Source organism: Marinilactibacillus sp. Marseille-P9653 (assembly GCF_916618885.1).
In the GTDB taxonomy this organism is placed as follows: Bacteria; Bacillota; Bacilli; order Lactobacillales; family Carnobacteriaceae_A; genus Marinilactibacillus.
The window spans coordinates 883057-901012 of the sequence record NZ_CAKAKH010000001.1 but is presented as its reverse complement, the minus strand read 5'-3'; the positions used below and the strand labels follow the sequence as shown (position 1 = coordinate 901012).

Here is a 17956-nt window from a genome sequence, read left to right as displayed (position 1 = left end):
TTTTTTTAGATTTTCGTATATTGAATACTACTGAGCGTCTGTTTTATTCTTTTGACGTATTTTAAATTTCGTTTCGCCTTTTTGATTTTTAACTGTTTTCACTTTGTTTTCTTCCGTTTTCGGTTGTGCATTTGCTGTGTTACTCGTTTGTTGTCTATCCTTTTTGGTAAAAGCTTTCTTACTCTGATCTTTTTTTAATGGTTCTCGTTTTTTCGAATTTGCTTTTCCTTCTTGTTTTTTAGTTTGATCAACTTTTTTGTGTTGTGTCTGTTTAGTACTCTGGTTTATTTTCTTATTTGTACTTGGTTTACCTTTACGCTTAGGTTGAGATTTTTGTTTCCTTTTAGGCTCCATTCTTTCAAGTACAAAGTACGCACATCCAAAGTTACAATACTCTGTTAGATAGTCCTTTAAACTGGAAATTCTCATATCAATTGGAACTTTCTTGTTCTTGGAATAATAAAACCCTCTTAATCTGAGTTTTTCATAAGAAATATCACCTACGATATAGTCATACTTTTCTAAAAAATCACTGTACCTTGCTTCTAGCATTTCAAGATCTAGACCATCTCGATAATTTTCTACAATCTTATAGGTATCTCCATTAATCGATAATGTCTCGTGATCAACTTTTTTTACAAGTTTATCTTCTTCTTTTAAGTAGAGTTCTACGCTGTTTTCAACTGTAGATTGCTCTTCAATCACATCTTTGATTTCTTCTTCATTGCTTATCGTATCTTTCATATGATCCCTTCTTGTTCTCTGTTTATCGGATAACGTTTTTTCAAATAATTCCCTACTATTTTACGTAGAAAGTGCGGGAAAAGGACTTCGTATTCTGATTCTTTGGAAATTTCCGGAAAAAAAGGCACAAATAAATAGTGATCAACGGACGCTACTGTATAATATGTTTCTTCGTCTAGTTCTTTTCCGTTGAGTAGGATTTTAGATCCTTCGATTATGTCAATTCCTTTGTAGCATAGTTCGCCGAAAACTTCTCCTCTGAAACCAAGTCCTTTGATTGGAAGCGTCTGTAATCTCTCTTTTTTACTTTCCATAGATAAGAGAAGTTTTTTGAATACTTTCCCACTCATCCTGTATTTTAGCACACGCATAGGGTGCGGCAAGGCACGATGTAAATCATCATTGGTAACACTACCTTCAATGAGTGGCTGCAAGAAAAGCCCCGCATTTAATATAGCGCTATCTGTTTCTGCATAATCACTGATTGCATCCAGTCCTATTTTCACAAAATTTGTACATGATTTCCAGTCTACCAGAAGATTTTCCGGAATTTCTGCAATTTTCTGTTCCTGTAATAGTTCATAACCGAATTGAATATATCCTTTGACTAAGCCTTTTTCGTTTTTAACAGGTTCAATGTCAGTCAAAAGATTGATAACTTTTGACTCTGCTAGTTTAACGGTATGGTGTTCAAAGTACAAATCTATTTGGCCAATATGTTCTCCAAATTTACCTGCTCCGGTCAACAATGTCTGATTGACCTGTTCTCCGTCTGGTAATAGATGATGGGTATGCGCTCCTATTATAACATCTAATGCAGGAAATGTTTCTGCAATTTTTCGATCGTAATCTATCCCCAAGTGACTGAGCAAAATCCAATTATCGATCATATCATCGTACTGAGTCAACTTTTCTCTGATGCTATCAAATGGGTCTTCTACATCCCATCCAAGTGGCCCATAACTCACACTTAACGGAATCGTACAGGCAATTACACCGATGCGTGTCTGTTCTTTTGTACGATAAATTTTAATAGGTTTTGCCCATTCTGGCGTTTTTCCAGTTACTTTGTCTTTCAAATTCGATAATAAGACTTGAAAATTAGCTTGATCATATAAATGATCTAATTGAACTTTCGTACTGCCGATTCCTTCGTTGTTTCCGATTGTAACAGCATCATATTCAGCTTCATTTAATAATCTGGTCATGGAACGGCCATCTGTTGCTTCAGTTAGCGGGTGAACTCTGTCACAGGCATCTCCAATATCAAAGATAAAGCAATCTTCAGAGCGACTTTTATGCAAAGAACGCTGGCTTCTAAGAAATTCTGCGGTTCTTGGCCACGTATCTAAATGAGAATGTATATCATTCGTATGATATATCGTGATTTTTTCCAAGTTCATACCCTCCATCAATCCTATAGATCCGTTAAAAATGTTAATGATACTTTAAACATTGATCGACTTTTCAATCTATTTTAAAAGTATACTTTATTCATTTAATCTACTTTCACTATTTTAAAGAAATCACATGAGCGGAGCAAATAATCTTAAAGTTCTTTGAGCAAGTTTTGTAGCTAAAGATTGAGAAAGGTCACTCAGTAAGATTTTTTCACTGAACGTTAATGTTTGTTCAAAATCTTTTAGCATTGCATCAATTTCTGGAACACCATATAAAACCACAGCGTTTTCGAAGTGCAAGTAGAGACTTCTATAATCAAAATTGATTGTTCCAATAACTGCCGTTTCATCATCTACAATAATTGATTTAGCGTGCATAAACCCTCTTTTGTATTCGTAAACCTCTACACCCGCTTCTATAAGATCTTTGTAGTAAGAACGACTCGTCATGTGAACAAGGTACTTATCCCACTTTTTAGGCATGATGATTTGGACTTTCAGACCGCTTTGGGCAGCTAATGTAAGAGCCGTTTCCAAGTTTTCATCTAAAATGAGATAAGGTGTATAAATCAAGATGCTTTTTTTAGCTTGGTGAATCATCTTAATGAAAACATGCTCTCCCACATTTTGCGTATCGGTTGGACTATCTGCATAGGGTTGTACAAATCCTAGCTCAGGTAAATTTTTATTAGCTTCAAATTCTGGTAGAATCTGCTCCATATCTTTTGCGGATAACTCTTGATCCATCGTCTGCCAGAGTTGTAAAAAAATCAGCGTCTGACCCCACGCAGCTGGCCCAGTCATCTTAATTCCTGTATCTTTCCAGTGTCCAAATCTTTCAATTTCATTAATATACTCATCTGCAATATTCACTCCACCAGTAAAAGCAATCGTTCCATCTATTGAGAGGATTTTCCTATGATCTCTATTGTTCTGTGCTGAGGTGATTACAGGATGAAAAGGGTTATAGACTCTACATTGAATACCGTAGTTTTCAAGTTCTATTTTAGTATCTTTAGGTAAAGTGACAAAGCTACCAATATCGTCAAACATCACTCTAACGTCTACACCTTCTGCAGCTTTTCGAATCATAATTTCCTTGATTTCTATCCACATTTTCCCTTCAGAAACAATAAAAAACTCAAAGAAGATGTACTTTTTTGCTTTTGAAAGAGTTTCGAGCATAGCCTTGAAATAGTCTTCCCCAATAGAATAGTACTCAACATTTGTCTGACTATACACAGGGAAGCCCATCGTCTCTTGTAAATAATACATTTGAGCCGCATATTCGGGGTATGTTTTTGAGGCTTGAGCTAGATTATCTGGTTCGGTCAATAAGTAAGGTCTGTGGAATTGATACACTTGTTTGAGTTTTTTTTGAAGTTTCTTTGTTTTTGTCTGTCGATTGAACATAAGATAAAAAAGTGCTCCAAATACAGGGAAAATCAATACTTGTAAAATCCAAGTGATTTTATATGCTTCTTTTCCTTTTTTTCCAACTACATGTAAGGCAATGATGATAGATAAAAGTGTAAACAAAGACTCTATGACAATGGAATAGGCGACTGATTGATTGACCATATAGGCGAATATACTAAACTGTACAACAATTAAAATCGCTAATAGAACTCTTCTTCTAAAAATTTGAACCATCCATTTATGTATCATATCTGTCATTCCTTTGTGTGATCTTTATCTATCAGTATGCTCTTTTCAAGCTCTTTTGTCACGAATGTTTTTAAACTCTATTATTCGATGAATCCTCATAAACATAGTAAATTATTAGCGCTCTTATCCATGATTAGTGTTTTGGATTATACCGCTTTAATGATGTTTGGTCTTTTATTTTCTATGAAACTGATCAGCATATTCAATCATAAACCGTTAGCCATGTTCTTTTTCAATTGATCAGAGACCGTAGGGACGGTACTCGTTTATTGCATGTTGCTTCAATAGATATTGTAAGAGAATCCATTTTATTCTTTGTACCTTTTTCTCTTCTACGTTTAGTAACGATCGGTCAATTCTTGTTCCGTGCTGCAACACTTAAGCAATTGTGGTCAGACCATTTTGCATAACAGATTCAAAAAAGTCATCTTCCTTCTATTTTTCAGAAGGAAGATGACTTTTTATAGTCAATAATCAACGATTTTTGTACCATGAAATTGATCTGTATTAATCTTTTGTGCAAGTTCGGTCACATTCTCATACGTCACTCCACCACCGGGAAGAATTTCTATTCTACCTTTCGCTTGGCTAATCAGTTCGTTTAACCTGTCCTGATTACGGAAGATATCTCCTGCCGATCCCCCATGTGTTAAAATACGTGTCACATGATGATGAATCAACCACTCCATTTCATCAAACTGATCTTCTTTTGCAATTTCATCAAAGGCCATATGAAAGGTTACCTCTACATGCTTACATTTTTTCAATAACGTTTCCATTAATACACGATCGATTTTGTTCTCAGATGTTAGACATCCTAAAACGACTCCAACTGTTCCGAGTTCAATCGCTTGTTCAATATCATTTTCCATAATAATGCCTTCTTGTATCGAATACTCAAAGTCGCCTCCTCTTGGGCGGATCATTGTCATGATTGGAACAGAATAGTCCTTGCAATACTCTATTGTATTTTTAATTACACCATAAGAAGGCGTTGTTCCCCCAACTGATAAGTTATCACAAAGTTCGATTCGATTAGCCCCATTCTCAATCGCTAATGGAATTTGAGTGAAGTTTTCTGCACAGAATTCTTTTATCATATTAATCTCCTTAATCTTGCTCGCTAGAATGCATGAAATGATTATACAAGTTTATTCGAGAATATCTCATCGATATGATTGATCAAGTGTGATAACTTTGCCCATTGCTGTTCTTCTGTAAGTAGATTTCCTTCTTCAGTAGAAGCAAAACCACACTGCGGGCTAATACAAATTTTTTCTTTAGGTACATACTGAGCGGCTTCATTAATTCGATTTTTCAGTACCTCAATATCTTCTAGTTCTGGAAACTTAGAGGTCATTAATCCCAATACAACTTTACCTTCTCCTGAGAAATGTTCAAGTGGACCAAAATCGCCGGAACGGTCATCGTCGTATTCTAAAAAGTAACCATCATAAGAAATGTCATCGAAGAGTTCCTTAGCCACTGGATAATAAGGACCTGCAGCAGCATATGAAGATTTGTAGTTTCCACGACAAACATGTGTCGTTAGTATAAGATCTTTTGGTTTATGCTCAATAATGGCTTGAATCATTTCTTTAGATAGTCGTTTCAGCTGAAGCCATTCTTCTTCTGGAACAACTCCCCCTCTAATGCCATCAGCCGCTAAAAACCCCCAAAATACATCGTCTAGTTGAAGGTATCGACACCCAAGATCATAAAAAGCTTGTACTGCATCGATATAGACTTTTTTAAGATCCTCTGCAAATAATTCTGCGCTTTCGTAATGCTCTTCTCTTCTAATCCCTTCATGTAAAAACTGATTTGGACTTGGGATTGATAATTTAGCAATAGCATCGGTTCCTACTATTTGCTTCAAATACTTAAAATGTTCCAGAAAATCATGATTTGTATTCCAACTGATTTTGCCAGTCGTTCGAACATCAAGTGGTTCACTTTCGATACCATCAGCGAATTGATACCCGTGGTCTTTTTTATATTGCTCTATTCCATTTAACCCCCACATGAAATCAAGGTGCCACCAACCTCTACGGAATTCTCCGTCCGTTACAGCTTTTAATCCAATGTCTATTTGTTTTTTGACAATTCTACTGATTTCCTGGTCTTCTACTTCTTTTAACTGATCTTTACTAACTTCCCCTTTTTCGTAAGCTAATCTTGCTTTCTTCAATCTTTCCGGTCTCAATAAACTCCCTACATGATCAACTTTAAATGGTCCTTTTTGATTCCAAATGTTTGCTTCTTGCATCTACTTCATCCTCCTATTTGTTGAGCTATAAAAAAAGTCCTTGAATAAGAATCTTCTTCTTACTCAAGGACGTTAATTGATATTAGCGTGGTACCACCTTTATTTATCTATATCACTATAGATCTTACTCAGTATGAGTCCATACTTTAAAAGCTAGACTCTGTCACTGATGCATCAATAACGGGTGCTCCCGGAAAAGTCTGATGGCATTGAACCATTCGACTGTTCTGCTCAAAGGTCATTTTCCTATCAATTTCTTGGCTCCTTTTCAGCTTCACAGAGCTCTCTTTGCAAGATAACTGATCATACTATCCTTCTCAATGCAGATATACTATTCAATTCTGAGATAGTTTTAATGTACTGAACTCTATTGAACTTGTCAATAGTAATATCCGAATTCACCTGCACTTTCATTATTGACTTTTAACCTGTTCTTCCATAAAGTATAAAGTGCTTGAAAAAATGGAGGTACCTATGGCTCAAAAATATTATGCAGTTAAAAAAGGTAGAAAACCTGGAATTTATATGACATGGCCTGAAGCTCAGAAGCAGATTTCTGGATTCTCTGGGGCAGAATTCAAATCATTTACGACAAAGACTGAAGCAGAACAATTTATTAATCCCGTAACGGTCGTTTCAACTGTTTCTGATGAAGATACTGTCTTTGCTTATGTGGACGGCTCTTTTGATAAAATCAGTAATCGTTACAGTTATGGTGTTGTGATGCTTAAAGACGACAAAGTCATTGCCACTATGAGTAATGCCGATAACGATCCTAGATATGTGGAAAGCTTTCAAATCGCAGGTGAATGTTTTGGAAGTTTGAATGCTATAAAGTGGGCAAAAGAAAATGGCTTCAAAAAGGTCATCGTTCATTATGATTATTTAGGAATAGAAATGTGGACAACTGGACGCTGGCGCGCAAACAAACAAGTATCAAAAGACTACATCACCTTTTACCAGCAAATCTCTCAAGGAATAGAAGTTGTATTCAAAAAGGTTAAAGCGCACTCTGGTGTTGAATTTAATGAACTCGTCGATCAACTCGCAAAAGACGCATTAAAATAATTTTTTACCGAATAAAAGCTTCTGATCATTCAGAATTTTCTATTTGTTTTTTATCTACCTTAAATCATTGATACATTTTGGCACTTTACTGTGCTAAGATGAAAAAGAAATGGATTTAAAAAGAAGGGAGCTGTCTGTATTGCAGCAAAGTTCAGAGTTCACCATTCTACCTTATCAGCCAATTTTCGAAAAAAGCTGGGTCAGATGTAAAGCACTTGCTTATTTACATAGTCAATTCATAGATCAAATGTCACAAGAAAAGGATATCTATTCTGAAAAAGAGGATGGATATAAGGAAACAATAGAACTTGTTGCATTGTTTAAAGATGAAGTGGTCGGCCTAATAGATATCGGTATATATTCTGAAGAAAGAACTAAAAATGATTTGTATGTAAAAGATGCTTATCAAGGTTCTTATGTAGATGCTATTGCTATCCACCCAGACTTTCAAAAACTCGGTATTGCACAATCTTTGTGGGATCAAAGCATACAGATTTTAAAAAGTAAAGATGTACACTATTTAACGATTTTTACTAGAGATGATTTACCAGCTAATCAGTTCTATCAAAAAAACGGTGCACAATTACTGACAAAGCACTACCGTGTAAAAGGACAATTAAAGCAGTCTCCCTATCCATCTGGTAAATTTATGGTTGATCCTTCTACTCAGAAAATCGGAGAATTAGATTCGCAAGGAAATCCACTTCCATATTCTCCGGATTATCCTCATACTTTTTGGGTTTATGAAAAAGAAGATCTAAAATTATTTAACGCTGATTCAACTTATATTGAACGTTCATATGTCTTGTATTTGTGATTATCTACAAAAAAGTAAAGGAAGTACCTTCATGGAAAAATTAACAATCGATCAATTGATATTAAGACAGTTTGCAATTGATCTAAATTGTACACTAGAAGAGTTAGAAGGCTCTGAACATATTTTTAAAACATCCCCTCCTTCAGAGATTAGCCGTTACTGGGCTCGTAACGATGGAGATTTAATTTTTTACAAAGATCGAATCTTTTGTAGAACAGGGAATCATGCTCTTACTCAAAAACTTCAAGAAACTTACAAAAATCGTGCAGGAGAATGGTTCGGTGAAATTGATAGCCTTATCGAACTAAACGAATTATTAAAACCGTTTAAGTATAAACTGAATCACTACTCTCCCTTTTTTGTTCCCAAAAACTGGACTTTACCCGAAGTAGATCCATTAAATCTTAGAATATACGAAGAAAAAGAAATCGTATCGTTCAAAGAAGATGAACGGTTTGAAGAGTCTTTCTTATATGATAAAACAGATCCTGATAAGTTGGGAATTGCTCACGTAAGTAAAGACGAGATCGTTGCCATGATTGGAACTAATCATAATGGTAAATATACTTGGGAGATTGGTGTGGAAATTGTAGAAGACCATCACTCAAAAGGCATTGCAACAAATTTAGTCAAAGCGATGACTCGTGAAATCATAATGAGAAACAATCAAGCGGTTCTTCCTGTATACAGTACACAGTTCACTCATACAAAATCAATCAACTTAGCTATCCGATCCGGATTTAAACTCGGTTGGACTGAGCTAGTGCTTGAAAAAATAGAAGATTAAAAAAACGATCTCTCCGTTTTCAGGAGAGATCGTTTCTTTAGATTATTGTATTAGTTACCGAATACTTTGAAACGATCTTCGTCGTTCATGTATTCTTTATCTCCAGCTGGAGCTTTTGGTGAACCAAATACTAATTGTCCTCTTAGTTTCCAGTTTTCCGGAGTACCCCATTCTTGAGCAACTCTTTCATCGATTACTGGGTTATAGTGTTGTAAGTTAGCGCCAATGTTTAATTGTGCTAATGCAGTCCACACGTTTACTTGAGCAATTCCGCTTGCTTGGTCAGACCAGATTGGGAAGTTTTCAGCGTAAAGTGCAAATTGTTCTTGCAAGTTTTTAACAACGTCTTGATCTTCGAAGAATAATACAGTTCCCTTAGCTTGAGCAAAACCTTGTAGTTTAGCTTGAGTATTTGGGAAAGCTGCTTCTGGAGTTAATGGTTTAAGTAACTCTTCAGTGATTGACCATAATTTTTTATGTTCATCATTAAAAAGAATAACTGCTCTAGATGTTTGAGAGTTAAATGATGTTGGTGATTCTTTAACAACATCTTTGATCAAAGTGATTAGTTCTTCTTCTGATGTTGAAACATCACTTCCTAAGCTATAAATCGAACGACGTGTTTTTAATTCATCTAAAAATTGCATGTTTAATTCTCTCCCTCTTTTGAATCTTACTTTTTGTAACTAAATTCATTATACTCTTTATCTTACCAAATGCAATAAAAAACTACAAATTCGTAATAAACATTCTCGTAGTAATATACTTTTGTTCAAAGTTTTATGAATTCAGTTTTTATAGCTCCATTTTATCTAAAACTTTTTTCAAAGAGGTCAAATCTTCAGCAGATAAAGTTAGACCTTTTCCCATTTTCGAATAATCCGGACTCCAGTCTCTGATATCAAACTTTGGATCGTTACCATTCCAACTTACCAAATTAAGTTCTTTTTTCCAACCGCTTTTACCTTCGCTGATGGTTCCAATATGTTCCATAATTTCAAATTCAATTCCTGCCATTTCAATTCTCTCCTTCCATAAAGTATCGACCAACTTCTTCTGGTCGGTGTGCATCAGACCCTGTTTCAAGAACAAGCTCCATTTTTTTTGCCTCTTTTAAAATATCTTCATCAGGATACGTTTTACCGTAATAGGCTTTATCTATACCAGCAAAATTATAATCTAACTTGTATTGATTTTTTTTAGCCAATATTAATAACTTTTTCCAATTAATTGTATCCGTGTAATCATATCCTTTACTAAACTTGTGAATTAGATTAATATGACCGATTTTTTGGGGTGTCAGTTCTCCATATGGATTTGATAAAGCTTTGCGGACTGTGTTTTCGTAAAGTTTATATAATGTATCAAATCCTACTTCTTTAGCTTTTTCAATAAAGGATTCTTTACTATAATCGATACAGTAATAAGAACCGTCTGGCAGTCTCAAAAAATGCACACTTAATATAGAATGAGGAATTGCTTCAGGATACTGCTCAAGAAATAACTGTGTCTCTTGTTCTTTCCCTTCAATATAATCAATCTCAAATCCTGCATTGATTTGAATTTTATGGCCATATTTTGCTTGGAGTCCTCTTGCCTCTTTCAAATATTCATAGACTGTATTTTCGGCCATTGCGCTGTCTTTTGTAGGCGCCGTATCTTCTATTGGTAAGGGTGCGTGTTCCGTGAAGGTCAAGGCATTGATACCTTTATCAATAGCGACCTTTACATATGCTTCCATTTTATGATCGGATCCATGAGGACAATATTGCGTATGTACGTGTCCATCTATCGTCATTATCCTACCTACTTTCTAAATAGTATTGTCTCTTTTATTATCTCGTACTCAACTAGTGTACCGCATTAATTTCATTGAATCTATTCATATAAATCCTAGTTTATGGTACTATTTTTGTTATTGGTAAAACTTACTAATAACAAGTCTGATTGTATCAGAACTTGAAAAAAATAGAAACGAGGAAGGAATTATTATGAACTCTATTAGCCTTAACAAATCCATACTCCATCAAAAAAGACAAGAACTGGACTTCCTCCATCATTTCCATGGATTGGGCTACGATTTGATCGATTTATCCGCTATCGAACAATTCGACTGGACTAAATTGTCAGAAGACGATTTAGGATTAATGAACGAACGCCATAAATGGCAACACGAAGGTTCACTGTATGCGCTTAGAAGCGATTGGACAAATGCCATTGTACGGTATCGTCAAAAATATCAACTACATTCTGAGACCATTGCATACTCTGGACCTGTTTACACATTAACAACTGAAAAACATCAATATGGTCTTGAAACCTTTACAGGAGACATTCAAAAACAGATGGCCGTTTTGAAACAAATGGTTGCTTATATCAAGGAATCGTTAGCTTTACCTTTATCTGTAGCCGTTATCAGCCATAATACATTATTAAAAAACCTATTATCTGAAGAAGATTTATCTGATGAACTCACTCGCAAATATATTAAAGAACGCAATAGAGATGCACTAAAAGCAAAATTGGGCGCAGAGCATCCAATCATCGCCTTAATGGCTCAACCGGCTGCCAAACAATCAAGCTATGTCAAAGAACATATGCCTCATCTAAAACGTCATATTGAAGAAATGACTCAATGGGAAGCCATACTGAATGAAGAACAGGTTACTTATGTATACGGAGACATGCTAGCTTTGCCTTCACAGTCTTACTATAAAGGTATTTCGATTCAATTGTATGCAGAAGATAAAGTTGAACCCATTGCATCGGGTGGTCAGTATTCAAGCCCTTCTAACGCATTTGGTATCGGTTTGAACATCTAATCATTTTCTTTAAAAACATTAGACGGAGGAATAGGATTTATGATCACGATTGCATTATCTAAAGGAAGACAATTAAAAGATTTTATAAACTATCTTGATGAAAAAGAATTGACTAGTTGGAGTACCGCGTTAAAATCTATTTCAAGAGAACTCGTTGTTGAATTGGAAGACGTGAGATTCTTACTGGTTAAAGGTGAAGATGTTCCCGTTTATGTGGAAGAAGGCGTTGCAGACCTTGGAATTACAGGGAGTGACGTTTTATTTGAACAAGACCGTCAAATCAATAACTTGATGGACTTACCTTTTGGTTATTGCCATTTTGCGGTCGCGGCCAAAGAACCACAAGAAACTTATCCCGTAGTTGCTACAAAATATGTCAATTTTACAAAAAAATATTTTGACTCCATCATGCAACCCGTCAAAATCATTCAACTAAAAGGTTCAGTGGAACTTGCTGCTACGATTGATATGGCTGATGCGATCATGGATATCGTACAAACAGGAACAACACTTAGAGAAAATGGTCTTTATGAACAAATTCAACTAGATGAGATTAATGCTCGTCTGATTTCAAATAAACATGCGTATTTTGCGAAAAATGATGAGATTCAGACCATAATGAATCAATTAAGGATGAACTGATATGTATACGACAAATACCTTTAAAGACATTTATGCAACAAAAAACGATATTGATTGGACATTACTAGAAAGCGTTCAGTCTATTATCAAAACTGTACAACAACAAGGCGATCAAGCCTTGTTTGACTATTCAAAACAGTTTGACGCTGTTGAATTGACTGACCTAGAAGTTCCGTCTTTCACTTTAAAAGAAGCTTATGAATCAATCGATGCGGACCTGAGAAAGGCGCTCGAAGAGGCTAAGGCGAATATTGAAACGTATCAGAGTTCTATAAAATGGAAACAAGGCCCTTCTTCTGAATTGTATCAAAAAATCCACCCTTTAAATCGTGTAGGTATCTATGTCCCTGGCGGTACAGCTCCACTCGTCTCTACTGTCTTGATGACCACTGTGTTGGCTAATGTTGCTGGCGTCAAGGAAACGATTATCGTAACACCACCGCAAGCAGATGGCATTCAAAAAGCCATCTTAGCAGCCTGCTACATTGTAGAAGCGGACCATGTTTATCAAGTCGGTGGTGCTCAAGCAGTGGCTGCACTTGCTTATGGAACTGAAACGATTCAAAAAGTAGATAAAATCGTAGGACCTGGAAACCAGTTTGTGGCAATGGCTAAAAAACTGGTTTACGGAGACGTCGGAATTGATTCCATAGCAGGTCCTAGTGAAATTGTTGTGGTCGTGGATGAATCAACTAGAGCAGATTGGGTCGCTTATGATTTACTTGCTCAAGCTGAACACGACGTTCAAGCACGAACTTTCTTGATTAGTGAATCCAAAGAAAAGATAGAAGAAATACTTGCTGAAGTTGAGAAAAAAGCACCTCTTCAATCACGTGCTGCGATTATTGCAGAAAGTTTGAAACAACATCACTATTCTGTCCACACAGCATCAAAAGAAGAAACGATTGAAGTCGTAAACCTAATTGCAGGTGAACATATCTCCATCCAAACCAACGATGCTGAAAGTTACATTGACTTGATCACAACTGCCGGTGCTATTTTTATTGGAGATCGTTCTCCTGAAGCAATTGGTGATTATGTTGCGGGTCCTAGCCATGTGCTTCCTACTGGAGGAAATGCCCGTTTTTCAAATGGGCTATCTGTGAATGACTTTTTAAGAACAAATTCTGTTATCCATTTATCTCAAGCAACATTTGAAGAAATGGCGCCTTCTGGGGTACGCCTTGCAGAAGAAGAAGCTTTACAGGCACACCGTGATTCCCTTTATTACCGAATGGAGGATAATTTGAATGATCAGAATTGATAAAAATGAAAGTCCTTATAGAGCATTAACTGAAGAAGAGATTGCAAAAATAGCGATTGATACTCAGTTCAATCAGTACTCGGAAAATGAATACCAAGATTTACAACAAAGTTATGCCAAGTTCAATCAACTGGATCCAGAACTGGTTTCATTTGCTAATGGTTCAGATGAGTGGATTCAAAAAGCCATTATCGTATTAGGCGAAGGTCCTATACTGACTTTTGATCCTGACTTTGTTATGTATGACGTTTATGCAAAACAGTTTGGACGTGAAATCATCAAACTTCCTGCAAATGAAGATTTTACATTTGACTACGAAGAAGTTTACAAGCAAATCAAAGCTTTGCGCCCTTCTGTATTTATTTTTTCACAACCGAATAATCCTTTTGGTACACTGCACCCTCAAGACTTTATCGTAAAAGCCGCTGAGTTGATGAAAGAAGTTGACGGGTACTTTATTTTAGACGAAGCCTACGGAGAATTTGTAGAAAACACAGTGGCACCTCCTGAAGGAGATCACATCATTCGGTTACGCACACTTTCTAAAGTTTACGGTCTAGCAGGATTAAGAATAGGCGTCGCTACGTCCACCCGTAAAACAATGGATCTTCTAGACTCCATTGCACATCCTTATCCATTAAACACCTTCTCATTAAACGTAGCAGTTCATTTATTGAACCAACCGGAAAGACTAGAGAAATTTATTGAACTGAACCGTTCTCTTTCCAGACAACTTCACAGTGTTTTCAAAGATGAAGTTGGAGACATTATTCCAATGCTAAAAAGTAGTACAAACTTCTTGTTCACTTATGGTGAGGACGCCATGGATCTTGGTAATTATATTGTTGAAAATGGATTTCTTCCTCGTATGTATCCTGAAGAAGAATCGCCATCTCTCAAAAATGCAGTCCGTTATTCAATTGCTAAAGAAGATCAATTAGAAGAAATCAGAAAAATTATTCAAAATTGGAGAGATGAAAAATGGTCATCAAGAAAGAACGCATAACAAAAGAAACTGCTATTCACTTGTCAGTTGAACGCGGCTTATCGGCTTCTACAATTGATACAGGTGTAGGTTTTTTGAATCATATGTTAGACTTGCTGGCATTTCATGGGCATTTTATCTTTGATATTAAGGTGGATGGTGACTTGGATGTCGATGATCACCACACAACGGAAGATGTTGGGATTTTATTAGGTCAAGCGATCGCTGAGCTGAATGTTGATAAATCTAGTATCCAGCGTTACGGAACGGCTTATGTCCCGATGGATGAAACGCTCGCTCGTTCTGTTGTCGATGTTAGTGGCCGTCCTTTCCTTCACTTTGAAGCACAATTTTCTGCTCAAACAGTTGGATCATTCGATGTTGAACTTGTGAAAGAATTTTTCTATGCGTTATCCATCAATGCTCGTTTAACCACTCATCTAGATTTAATTCGAGGCGGCAATACGCATCATGAAATTGAAGCTTTGTTCAAAGCTTTTGCTCAGAGTCTGAGAATCGCTTTGAGCAACTCAGAAATCGATAGACTTCCTTCCTCTAAAGGAGTGATTGAAGAATGATCGCCATAGTAGACTATGGGCTAGGTAACATTGCGAATCTTACCAATGCTCTAGAATATTTAGGATATGAAGTGGAAATCACGCATGACGAAGAACGACTCAAGCAAGCTGATCGTATTATTTTACCAGGTGTAGGACATTTTAAAGATGCTATGAATAGAATTCAGCAGCTTGGTCTTTTACCTGTTCTAGAAGAATTAAAAGAAACCAAACCATTTGTAGGTATTTGCTTGGGGATGCAGCTTTTGTTTGACTCTTCTGAAGAAGGAAATGTCAATGGACTTGGCTACCTTCCTGGTGATGTTAAAAAAATCACTGGAAACGTAACGGTTCCTCACCTAGGCTGGAATAAACTGTCTTCTGAAGTGCCTTCGTTAAATGATGACGTTTATTTTATCCACTCTTTCAAAGTACACACGGATGAAAATGTCGTTGCTACTTCAGAATACGAAGAAGACGTTGTCGCAATCGTACAAAAAGATCACATTATTGGGATTCAGTTCCACCCAGAAAAAAGTGGCGAAAAAGGACTTAAAATACTAGATCAAGCATTAAAAGGTGGGTTTATATCATGATAGAATTATGGCCGGCAATCGACTTGATCGATCAGCAAAGCGTACGGTTAACTGAAGGAAAATACGAATCAAAAGAAGTAATGAGTCGTACGGCTGAAGAAGCTATTGCCTTTTATAACCAGTTTGAGCAAGTTGCACGTATTCATATTGTTGACTTGATGGGTGCTCTTCACCAAAAACCCGCTGAAAAAGCCTTTATTACTAAATTGATGCAAACTAGTCATGTGCCTATTGAAATCGGTGGCGGCATCCGATCTGAAGAATCGATTCAATATTACCTTGATAATGGCGCTTCTTATATTATTGTCGGTACACGTGGTTTGAAAGATTTACCTTGGCTGAAAGAAATGACTGTAAAATATCCAGGTAAAATTTATCTAGGACTGGATGCGATGAAAGATCAAGTCGCTGTAAATGGTTGGACTGAAACTGAAGAACGTACAATTTACGATATCGCTAAAGAAACAGCTACTTATGATTTAGGTGGTATTATCTATACAGATATCTCTAAAGACGGTAAAATGGGTGGTCCAAATGTTGAATTAACGGCTCGACTCGTTGAACTATCCCCACATCCGATTACAGCTTCAGGTGGTATTCGCAGTCTTCAAGATATGAAAGAATTAGAAGCAGTTGGCGTCAAGGCAGCAATTGTCGGTAAAGCTGCGAACACATCTGATTTTTGGGAGGGCATTAACGAATGATCAAGAAACGTATTATTCCCTGTCTAGATGTTAAAGATGGTTCGGTCGTTAAAGGAATTCAATTCAAAGGACTAAGAAAAATCGGAAATCCTGTTGATCTTGCTAAACGCTATAATGCCTTAGGTGCAGATGAATTAGTCTTTCTAGATATTTCTGCAACAGAAACGGGACATGCGTTAATGCTTGACGTTATTAGACAGACTGCTAAAGAACTGTTTATACCTATGACGATAGGTGGCGGTATTCAATCAGTAGAAGACATTTCGACTCTACTTGGTGCCGGTGCAGATAAAGTCAGTTTAAATTCTTCTGCTCTTAGAAATCCACAGCTTATAAAAGAAGTAAGTGAAAAGTTCGGTTCTCAATGTATCTGTATTGCACTTGATGCCAAATGGGATGAAGAACAGCAAGACTGGTTCTGTTATACGCACGGCGGAAAACAGGCAACCGATACTAGAGCCCTTGACTGGGTCAAACAAGTTGAAGCACTTGGAGCAGGAGAATTGCTTGTGACGAGTATGGACTTTGACGGCATGCAACAAGGCTTTGATCACAGACTTCTGCGTCTGATTCAAGAATCTGTCAATATACCCGTGATTGCATCTGGTGGAGCTGGAACAGCTGCTCACTTCTCTGAATTGTTCTCTGAAACAGATGTATCTGCTGGATTAGCGGCTTCTATCTTCCATGACGAAGACGTGTCGATTCAAGAAGTAAAAGATCTTTGCATAAAAAAAGGAGTGCCAATGAGAAATGTCTAAATATGATGATTTAAAACCTGACTTTTCTAAGGGGCTACTAACAGTAGTCTTACAGCATTATACAAACAAAGAAGTTCGTATGGTTGGATACATGAACGAAGAAGCTTTTGAACTAACTAAGAATGAAGAAGTTGCGTGGTTTTACTCTAGATCCAAAGAAAGACTTTGGAAAAAAGGCGAATCTAGTGGTAACGTTCAATATGTGAAAGATATGTATCTGGATTGTGATCAGGATGCTCTACTTTTAATGATTGATCCAGTTGGTCCAACTTGTCACACTGGCACAGACAGTTGCTTTAATTTGGAATCTACTTTTACATTAAAAGACATTGAAGCAACCATTCAAAATCGAGCAGAAGCAACTGACGAGGACTCTTATACGAATTATCTACTTTCAAAAGGAATAGATAAAATTGCCAAGAAATTTGGAGAAGAAGCTTTTGAAGTTGTCATCGGTGCTAAAAATGAGGACAAAAAAGAAGTTTCCGACGAAGTTGCAGATGTTTTGTATCATTTAGGCGTTCTGCTGCATAAATCTGGTGTAAAAATTTCAGACGTAGAAGCGGTTCTAGCTGAACGTCATCACAAAAAGAATAATTTCAAAGGTGAACGCCAAGATATCGAAAAATGGTGATGCTTCATTATGAAAGATTGAGATCTTCTAATTGGAAGGTCTCTTTTTTCATTTACTTTATTTAATAAATGAACTTGTGACATAAAACGCTATCAATATTCCTATTTCCTAATTATCTCTTTAAAAACTCAGATTACCTTTTAAAGGTTGCATCCTCTACTTCAAATCTGTATTCTAATAAATAACTAATAAAAAGTGATAACTTATCTGAAAAAGGAAGTAGGAACCCTCATGAACA

General features: G+C 36.4%; 20 protein-coding genes and 1 other annotated feature. Of the genes, 12 read left to right on the top strand and 8 right to left on the bottom strand.

Going from position 1 to position 17956, the window contains the following annotated elements; all coding sequences use genetic code 11:
• Nucleotides 1–27: 27 nt before the first annotated feature.
• The 5 genes from LG377_RS04490 to LG377_RS04470 all read right to left on the bottom strand — a co-directional run bounded on the left by LG377_RS04490 (nt 28) and on the right by LG377_RS04470 (nt 6081).
• Entirely contained in the window at nt 28–744 is a 717-nt protein-coding gene (locus LG377_RS04490; protein ID WP_225743512.1) for a YutD family protein, read from the bottom strand.
• Nucleotides 741–2141: a bifunctional UDP-sugar hydrolase/5'-nucleotidase gene (locus LG377_RS04485; RefSeq protein WP_225743511.1), complete on the bottom strand. Its 1401-nt coding sequence runs from the start codon at nt 2139–2141 to the stop codon at nt 741–743. The genes LG377_RS04490 and LG377_RS04485 overlap by 4 nt, the downstream gene beginning before the upstream one ends.
• 129 nt (nt 2142–2270) lie before the next feature.
• Entirely contained in the window at nt 2271–3812 is a 1542-nt protein-coding gene (cls, locus tag LG377_RS04480; RefSeq protein WP_225743510.1) for a cardiolipin synthase, read from the bottom strand.
• 467 nt (nt 3813–4279) lie between these two features.
• On the bottom strand, nt 4280–4912 hold the full coding sequence (locus tag LG377_RS04475; protein ID WP_225743509.1) for a copper homeostasis protein CutC: 633 nt from the start codon (nt 4910–4912) through the stop codon (nt 4280–4282).
• Between the two features lie 41 nt (nt 4913–4953).
• A complete protein-coding gene (locus LG377_RS04470) occupies nt 4954–6081 on the bottom strand; it encodes a 5-methyltetrahydropteroyltriglutamate--homocysteine S-methyltransferase (RefSeq protein WP_225743508.1) in 1128 nt (375 codons plus the stop codon).
• A gap of 62 nt (nt 6082–6143) precedes the next feature.
• Nucleotides 6144–6411, bottom strand: a binding site (T-box leader).
• A 144-nt stretch (nt 6412–6555) separates the two neighbouring features.
• Between LG377_RS04470 and LG377_RS04465 the strand changes: the two genes are divergently transcribed.
• From LG377_RS04465 to LG377_RS04455, 3 genes are all read left to right on the top strand, one after another.
• Complete coding sequence (locus tag LG377_RS04465; RefSeq protein WP_225743507.1) at nt 6556–7149, top strand: viroplasmin family protein; 594 nt, start codon at nt 6556–6558, stop codon at nt 7147–7149.
• A gap of 139 nt (nt 7150–7288) precedes the next feature.
• The gene (locus LG377_RS04460; RefSeq protein ID WP_225743506.1) at nt 7289–7966 is read left to right on the top strand and encodes an N-acetyltransferase; all 678 of its coding nucleotides are present in this window, start codon (nt 7289–7291) and stop codon (nt 7964–7966) included.
• 31 nt (nt 7967–7997) lie between these two features.
• Nucleotides 7998–8753: a GNAT family N-acetyltransferase gene (locus LG377_RS04455; protein WP_225743505.1), complete on the top strand. Its 756-nt coding sequence runs from the start codon at nt 7998–8000 to the stop codon at nt 8751–8753.
• A 50-nt stretch (nt 8754–8803) separates the two neighbouring features.
• On the opposite strand, the gene LG377_RS04450 is transcribed toward LG377_RS04455, so the two are convergent.
• From LG377_RS04450 to hisJ, 3 genes are all read right to left on the bottom strand, one after another.
• Nucleotides 8804–9400, bottom strand: a complete 597-nt coding sequence (locus LG377_RS04450) for a nitroreductase family protein (RefSeq protein WP_225743504.1) — start codon at nt 9398–9400, stop codon at nt 8804–8806.
• A gap of 148 nt (nt 9401–9548) precedes the next feature.
• Entirely contained in the window at nt 9549–9770 is a 222-nt protein-coding gene (locus LG377_RS04445) for a YdbC family protein (RefSeq protein ID WP_225743503.1), read from the bottom strand.
• A gap of 1 nt (nt 9771) precedes the next feature.
• Nucleotides 9772–10551: a histidinol-phosphatase HisJ gene (gene hisJ, locus LG377_RS04440; RefSeq protein ID WP_225743502.1), complete on the bottom strand. Its 780-nt coding sequence runs from the start codon at nt 10549–10551 to the stop codon at nt 9772–9774.
• A gap of 193 nt (nt 10552–10744) precedes the next feature.
• Between hisJ and LG377_RS04435 the strand changes: the two genes are divergently transcribed.
• From LG377_RS04435 to hisIE, 9 genes are read left to right on the top strand one after another with little or no spacing between them, the layout of a single operon-like run.
• Entirely contained in the window at nt 10745–11575 is an 831-nt protein-coding gene (locus LG377_RS04435; RefSeq protein ID WP_225743501.1) for an ATP phosphoribosyltransferase regulatory subunit, read from the top strand.
• A gap of 39 nt (nt 11576–11614) precedes the next feature.
• On the top strand, nt 11615–12217 hold the full coding sequence (gene hisG / locus LG377_RS04430; protein ID WP_225743500.1) for an ATP phosphoribosyltransferase: 603 nt from the start codon (nt 11615–11617) through the stop codon (nt 12215–12217).
• A gap of 1 nt (nt 12218) precedes the next feature.
• Nucleotides 12219–13481, top strand: a complete 1263-nt coding sequence (gene hisD / locus LG377_RS04425) for a histidinol dehydrogenase (RefSeq protein ID WP_225743499.1) — start codon at nt 12219–12221, stop codon at nt 13479–13481.
• On the top strand, nt 13468–14487 hold the full coding sequence (locus LG377_RS04420; RefSeq protein WP_225743498.1) for a histidinol-phosphate transaminase: 1020 nt from the start codon (nt 13468–13470) through the stop codon (nt 14485–14487). Before hisD ends, LG377_RS04420 begins: the two co-directional genes overlap by 14 nt.
• A complete protein-coding gene (gene hisB / locus LG377_RS04415; RefSeq protein WP_225743497.1) occupies nt 14463–15044 on the top strand; it encodes an imidazoleglycerol-phosphate dehydratase HisB in 582 nt (193 codons plus the stop codon). The genes LG377_RS04420 and hisB overlap by 25 nt, the downstream gene beginning before the upstream one ends.
• Nucleotides 15041–15619, top strand: coding sequence for an imidazole glycerol phosphate synthase subunit HisH (gene hisH, locus LG377_RS04410; protein ID WP_225743496.1), 579 nt, complete (start codon nt 15041–15043; stop codon nt 15617–15619). Before hisB ends, hisH begins: the two co-directional genes overlap by 4 nt.
• Nucleotides 15616–16323 carry a 1-(5-phosphoribosyl)-5-((5-phosphoribosylamino)methylideneamino)imidazole-4-carboxamide isomerase gene (gene hisA / locus LG377_RS04405; protein ID WP_225743495.1) on the top strand — a complete coding sequence of 236 codons (708 nt, stop codon included), beginning with the start codon at nt 15616–15618 and terminating at the stop codon, nt 16321–16323. Before hisH ends, hisA begins: the two co-directional genes overlap by 4 nt.
• Nucleotides 16320–17084 (top strand): imidazole glycerol phosphate synthase subunit HisF, encoded by a 765-nt coding sequence (gene hisF / locus LG377_RS04400; RefSeq protein ID WP_225743494.1) that lies wholly within the window; start codon nt 16320–16322, stop codon nt 17082–17084. The genes hisA and hisF overlap by 4 nt, the downstream gene beginning before the upstream one ends.
• Nucleotides 17077–17718 carry a bifunctional phosphoribosyl-AMP cyclohydrolase/phosphoribosyl-ATP diphosphatase HisIE gene (gene hisIE, locus LG377_RS04395; protein WP_225743493.1) on the top strand — a complete coding sequence of 214 codons (642 nt, stop codon included), beginning with the start codon at nt 17077–17079 and terminating at the stop codon, nt 17716–17718. Before hisF ends, hisIE begins: the two co-directional genes overlap by 8 nt.
• Nucleotides 17719–17956: the final 238 nt, after the last annotated feature.

What these genes read in the sequence shown, in the direction of transcription:
- LG377_RS04455 (WP_225743505.1), top strand. Translation starts at nt 7,998, where the DNA reads ATGGAAAAATTAACAATCGATCAATTGATATTAAGACAGTTTGCAATT.
- LG377_RS04465 (WP_225743507.1), top strand. Translation starts at nt 6,556, where the DNA reads ATGGCTCAAAAATATTATGCAGTTAAAAAAGGTAGAAAACCTGGAATT.
- cls (WP_225743510.1), bottom strand. Translation starts at nt 3,812, where the DNA reads ATGATACATAAATGGATGGTTCAAATTTTTAGAAGAAGAGTTCTATTA.
- hisH (WP_225743496.1), top strand. Translation starts at nt 15,041, where the DNA reads ATGATCGCCATAGTAGACTATGGGCTAGGTAACATTGCGAATCTTACC.
- hisB (WP_225743497.1), top strand. Translation starts at nt 14,463, where the DNA reads ATGGTCATCAAGAAAGAACGCATAACAAAAGAAACTGCTATTCACTTG.
- LG377_RS04445 (WP_225743503.1), bottom strand. Translation starts at nt 9,770, where the DNA reads ATGGCAGGAATTGAATTTGAAATTATGGAACATATTGGAACCATCAGC.
- hisF (WP_225743494.1), top strand. Translation starts at nt 16,320, where the DNA reads ATGATCAAGAAACGTATTATTCCCTGTCTAGATGTTAAAGATGGTTCG.
- LG377_RS04435 (WP_225743501.1), top strand. Translation starts at nt 10,745, where the DNA reads ATGAACTCTATTAGCCTTAACAAATCCATACTCCATCAAAAAAGACAA.
- hisD (WP_225743499.1), top strand. Translation starts at nt 12,219, where the DNA reads ATGTATACGACAAATACCTTTAAAGACATTTATGCAACAAAAAACGAT.
- LG377_RS04475 (WP_225743509.1), bottom strand. Translation starts at nt 4,912, where the DNA reads ATGATAAAAGAATTCTGTGCAGAAAACTTCACTCAAATTCCATTAGCG.
- hisG (WP_225743500.1), top strand. Translation starts at nt 11,615, where the DNA reads ATGATCACGATTGCATTATCTAAAGGAAGACAATTAAAAGATTTTATA.
- LG377_RS04490 (WP_225743512.1), bottom strand. Translation starts at nt 744, where the DNA reads ATGAAAGATACGATAAGCAATGAAGAAGAAATCAAAGATGTGATTGAA.
- hisIE (WP_225743493.1), top strand. Translation starts at nt 17,077, where the DNA reads ATGTCTAAATATGATGATTTAAAACCTGACTTTTCTAAGGGGCTACTA.
- LG377_RS04450 (WP_225743504.1), bottom strand. Translation starts at nt 9,400, where the DNA reads ATGCAATTTTTAGATGAATTAAAAACACGTCGTTCGATTTATAGCTTA.
- hisJ (WP_225743502.1), bottom strand. Translation starts at nt 10,551, where the DNA reads ATGACGATAGATGGACACGTACATACGCAATATTGTCCTCATGGATCC.
- hisA (WP_225743495.1), top strand. Translation starts at nt 15,616, where the DNA reads ATGATAGAATTATGGCCGGCAATCGACTTGATCGATCAGCAAAGCGTA.
- LG377_RS04470 (WP_225743508.1), bottom strand. Translation starts at nt 6,081, where the DNA reads ATGCAAGAAGCAAACATTTGGAATCAAAAAGGACCATTTAAAGTTGAT.
- LG377_RS04420 (WP_225743498.1), top strand. Translation starts at nt 13,468, where the DNA reads ATGATCAGAATTGATAAAAATGAAAGTCCTTATAGAGCATTAACTGAA.